Raw genomic sequence first — 4,271 nt, forward strand, 5'->3', positions numbered from 1 at the left:
CTCAAAAACGTGATTATTATGTTTAATAAGCACCCTTACGTAATACGACCAATAAAACTGTTTTAAATAAGATAATAATATCTAATTTTAAAGATTGATTGTATACATAATATAATTCTATATCCACCCTTTCTGGGTATCCTACATCACTTCTACCACTCACTTGCCAATAACCTGTTAAACCAGGACTTACAGATAAAAAGTCTGAAGTTTTAGAGCCGTATTCTTTTAATTCCTCCTGAATTACTGGTCTTGGACCAACTAAACTCATATCACCTTTAAGGACATTGATAAACTGTGGTAGTTCATCTAAACTTGTTCTTCGTAAAAAGCGCCCTATATTTGTAATACGTGGATCTTCCTCTGGCTCAAGCTTATAGTTATTATCTACATATTTCTTATATAGAACTTCATTTTTTTCTAATTTCTCTTCTGCATTAACTACCATAGAACGGAATTTATAAATACCAAATACTTTACCATCTTTACCAATTCTGGATTGTCTAAAGAAAACTGGTCCTTTTGCATCCCCACGCATGTAAAGGATAGGAATTATAATAAAAAATGGAGAAAATACTATCAAACCCACAATAGCACCTATAATATCCAGTGTCCTTTTAAAAAATGCATAGAAAATTGATGTTTTTTTCACTACGCTTATTTCTTTCTCCACAGATTTATGTATTAATCCTCTTTCTTCCAACCTTTTCACCTCACCTTTAAACATGTATATTTTCTATTTTTATAAGTTCAGTCATATACTCCAATAATTCATCTTTTAATTCTTTATGTTGTAACGCCATCTCAATTGTCGTTTTAATAAACCCAAACTTCTCCCCAACATCATAGCGAGTTCCCTCAAAATCATAAGCAAATACACGCTGAATTTCATTTAAACGTTGAATCGCATCTGTTAATTGAATTTCGCCACCTGCACCTGTCTGCTGATTCTCTAGGAACATAAAGATTTCTGGCGTTAATACGTAGCGTCCCATAATTGCCAAATTAGATGGCGCTGTTCCTTGAACTGGCTTTTCTACAAATTGACGCACTTGATAACGACGTTCATTTTGTTCAACTGGATCGATAATACCGTAACGATGTGTTTCATTTTCTGGCACTGTTTGTACACCAATAACGGATGATTGTGTACCTTCATATTGATCCATTAATTGACGTAAACATGGTGTATCAGCTTGTACAATATCATCACCAAGTAATACCGCAAATGGCTCATTTCCAATAAATTTACGTGCACACCATACTGCATGCCCTAAACCTTTTGGTTCTTTCTGTCTTATGTAATGAATATTTATTTTTGAGGAAGCTTGTACTTTTTCAAGCATTTCATACTTCCCTTTTTCTAAAAGGCTTTGTTCTAATTCGAAAGAGTGATCGAAATGATCTTCAATGGCACGTTTTCCTTTTCCAGTAACAATAATAATGTCTTCAATTCCTGATTCAATCGCTTCTTCTATTATGTATTGAATTGTCGGTTTATCGACGATAGGTAGCATTTCTTTCGGCATTGCCTTCGTTGCTGGTAAAAATCTTGTCCCAAGACCAGCAGCTGGGATAATTGCTTTTCTTACTTTTTTCAATTATACTCCTCCTATAAATCTATTTATTTGCATGTAACAATAACAAAAACCCTACCTATAGAGTCATTTTTATAACTCCATAGGTAGAGTTTCCATTAGAAATAAATTATGGGCATCTAACCCATCCTCACGCCATACTCCCGACGACAAGCGTCTAAGGTAGGTTCGAAATAAAAATTTCTACCCACAGCACGACCGAGTGCCCCCATTGATAACGGTTAGGAGACATCACCCAAACTCTTCAATTAAAAAATACCGAACAATTTTTTACGACGAATTTGTTCTGGATCTTCTTTATAAATTGCTTTCCCGCTAATTACTAAGTACGGATTTTCTTTCAAATCACCCATAACATTCATTCCGAATTCTTTCTCGATTAATTCATAGCTCTCCGCTAAATGAAATCCTCTTGACGTTGTGTTATGTGCATCTGATGCGATCATATGTGTTAAATTATGTTCGACAAGTTGTAGTGAGAATTTTTTAATTTTCTTGCCAAATTTTCCAACCAAACTACCTGCTGTCACTTGTGTTAATGCCCCTTTATTTACAAGGTTATATAACTTATCTGGCCGCTCGATTAACTCGGCATTACGTTCTGGATGAACGATAATTGGAATCATTCCCTTTACACGTAATTCGTATAATAATTGTTCGGTGTAACGAGGTACGTGATTCGATGGAAATTCAATAAATATGTATTTATTTGTTTCATTTAAAGTAACGATTTTACCAGCCTCATAGTCTTCTAATAAATCGCCATATAACCTGACCTCTTGCCCCGGTAAAATAGTAAGTGAGATGTTATGTTGTTGTAGTTCATCATTTAGTTGTTTTACGTGATGAATAATTGAGGTACGTTCATTTATATATTTACCATTTTGATGATGTGGTGTAGCAACAATAGTATGTATTCCTTCTGACACAGCTTGTTGTGCCATTGCTAAACTATCTGTTACTGTTTGTGCACCGTCATCGATGCCATGTAAAATGTGACAATGTAAATCAATCATTCTTTCAGCCTCCCTTTCTCCTATCAGTCTTTTTTCCCTTGAATATGAGACATCTCATATTCAAGGGAAAAAAGGAGATATGGTTGAAACATATCTCATCCTTTGAATTAGCTTGCGCCATAATAATAATATAAGCCTTGTTCACGTTCACGGTCATTTAAAACAACACCTAACAATTTACCTTTTGCAGACTCCAATAACCCTTTTGCTTTTACTGCTGTTTCTTTCTCTGTTGATTCACTACGAACAACAAGAATAGAAGCATCGCATACATTTGCCATAATTTGCGCATCGGTTACAGCTAAAATTGGTGGCATATCAAAAATAACTAAATCATACATACTGTATGCTTGTCCGAGAAGTTCTTTCATTGATTTTGAACCTAACAATTCTGCCGGGTTTGGTGGGATTGGACCACAAGCTAAAAAGTGTAGATTGTCTACAGATGTCGTTTGTACACATTTTTCTAAACGTTCACTATGTGTTAATACGTTCGTAAGTCCAAAAATATTATCTACTTGGAACATTTGATGCATTGCTGGTTTACGCATATCTGCATCAATTAATAATACTTTTTTTCCTTGTTGAGCAAACACAACTGCCATATTCGCTGTCGTTGTCGTTTTCCCTTCACTTGGGTTCGCAGATGTTACCATTAATGAATGTAAATTCGTATCAACAGCTGCAAATTCAATATTCGTTCGAATATTACGATATTGTTCTGAAATTGGTGATTTCGGTTGTTGATGAGCAATTAATTGACGGCGTTGACGATGATTTTTTTTCTTTTTAAATAAATTAAGAGCCAATTGTTTGTCCCCTCACTTTTCTTGATGATGGAGCGTGTGATTTCACGTTCAATGTTTCTTCATCCATACGAGCTACAATACCTAATACTGGTAAACCAAGTAAATTTTCTACATCTTCTTCTTTTTTCACTGTGTTATCTAAGTATTCGAGTAAGAATGCAAGACCAACTGAAGCCATTAAACCAACAATAAAAGCAATTGCTATATTAAGCATAGGAGCTGGTTTAATCGGAGATTGATTTTCTGCAACTTCCGCTTTAGATATTACAGTTACGTTATCAACGTTCATAATTTTTGCAACTTCACCTTTAAACACATCTGCAGTTGCATTCGCAATATCACGAGCTATTTTAGGATCTTTATCCTCAGCTGTTACAGCGATTACTTGTGAATCCTTTTCATTCGCAACATTAACTTTTTTCGTTAACTCTTGCGCTGTCATATTTAAATTTAATTTTTCATTCACTTGTTCTAAGATTACTGGGCTTTTAATAATAACCTTATATGTATTCGTTAATTGAATATTCGTTTGAACTTCACCAGCTTGAAACATCGATCCCTCTTGCTTCTTCTGATTAACAAGAATTTGCGTCGAAGATTGATAGATTGGTGTCATAAAGAAGAAGCTAATGATAGCACTTACTATAGCTGCACCAAATGCGATTACGAGGATCATTGCTAAACGTTTTTTTAAGATATGAAATAACTCTTTTAGACTAATTGTTTCTTCCATAAGTTCCTCCAACTTTCTAAAATTTACACATAGGAAAAATTATAACATATAAATCTTACATGTTTTATTTTTAATAATTCAGTTCTATATTTGTTCACAAGAAACAAGTATAATC

General features: G+C 34.2%; 5 protein-coding genes. All 5 read right to left on the reverse strand.

The features are described 5' to 3' along the window. Nucleotides 1-22 precede the first annotated feature (22 nt). Nucleotides 23-703 (reverse strand): sugar transferase, encoded by a 681-nt coding sequence (locus ABWK52_RS25175; RefSeq protein ID WP_080348301.1) that lies wholly within the window; start codon nt 701-703, stop codon nt 23-25. 16 nt (nt 704-719) lie between these two features. Continuing rightward, on the reverse strand, nt 720-1,601 hold the full coding sequence (gene bpsC, locus ABWK52_RS25180; RefSeq protein WP_048558300.1) for a UTP--glucose-1-phosphate uridylyltransferase BpsC: 882 nt from the start codon (nt 1,599-1,601) through the stop codon (nt 720-722). Between the two features lie 245 nt (nt 1,602-1,846). Next, on the reverse strand, nt 1,847-2,614 hold the full coding sequence (locus ABWK52_RS25185; protein ID WP_098541797.1) for a tyrosine-protein phosphatase: 768 nt from the start codon (nt 2,612-2,614) through the stop codon (nt 1,847-1,849). Nucleotides 2,615-2,721: 107 nt separating this feature from the next. Next, on the reverse strand, nt 2,722-3,423 hold the full coding sequence (locus tag ABWK52_RS25190; protein ID WP_071713982.1) for a CpsD/CapB family tyrosine-protein kinase: 702 nt from the start codon (nt 3,421-3,423) through the stop codon (nt 2,722-2,724). Further along, nucleotides 3,413-4,156, reverse strand: a complete 744-nt coding sequence (locus ABWK52_RS25195; RefSeq protein ID WP_098280622.1) for a YveK family protein — start codon at nt 4,154-4,156, stop codon at nt 3,413-3,415. The genes ABWK52_RS25190 and ABWK52_RS25195 overlap by 11 nt, the downstream gene beginning before the upstream one ends. Between the last annotated feature and the right edge of the window lie 115 nt (nt 4,157-4,271).

Origin of the sequence: Bacillus sp. AP50 (genome assembly GCF_040492675.1) — a bacterium.
Taxonomy (GTDB): Bacteria; Bacillota; Bacilli; order Bacillales; family Bacillaceae_G; genus Bacillus_A; species Bacillus_A cereus.

Excerpts from the sequence above, each read along its gene's own strand:
- ABWK52_RS25185 (WP_098541797.1), bottom strand. The coding sequence starts at position 2,614 with ATGATTGATTTACATTGTCACATTTTACATGGCATCGATGACGGTGCA.
- ABWK52_RS25195 (WP_098280622.1), bottom strand. The coding sequence starts at position 4,156 with ATGGAAGAAACAATTAGTCTAAAAGAGTTATTTCATATCTTAAAAAAA.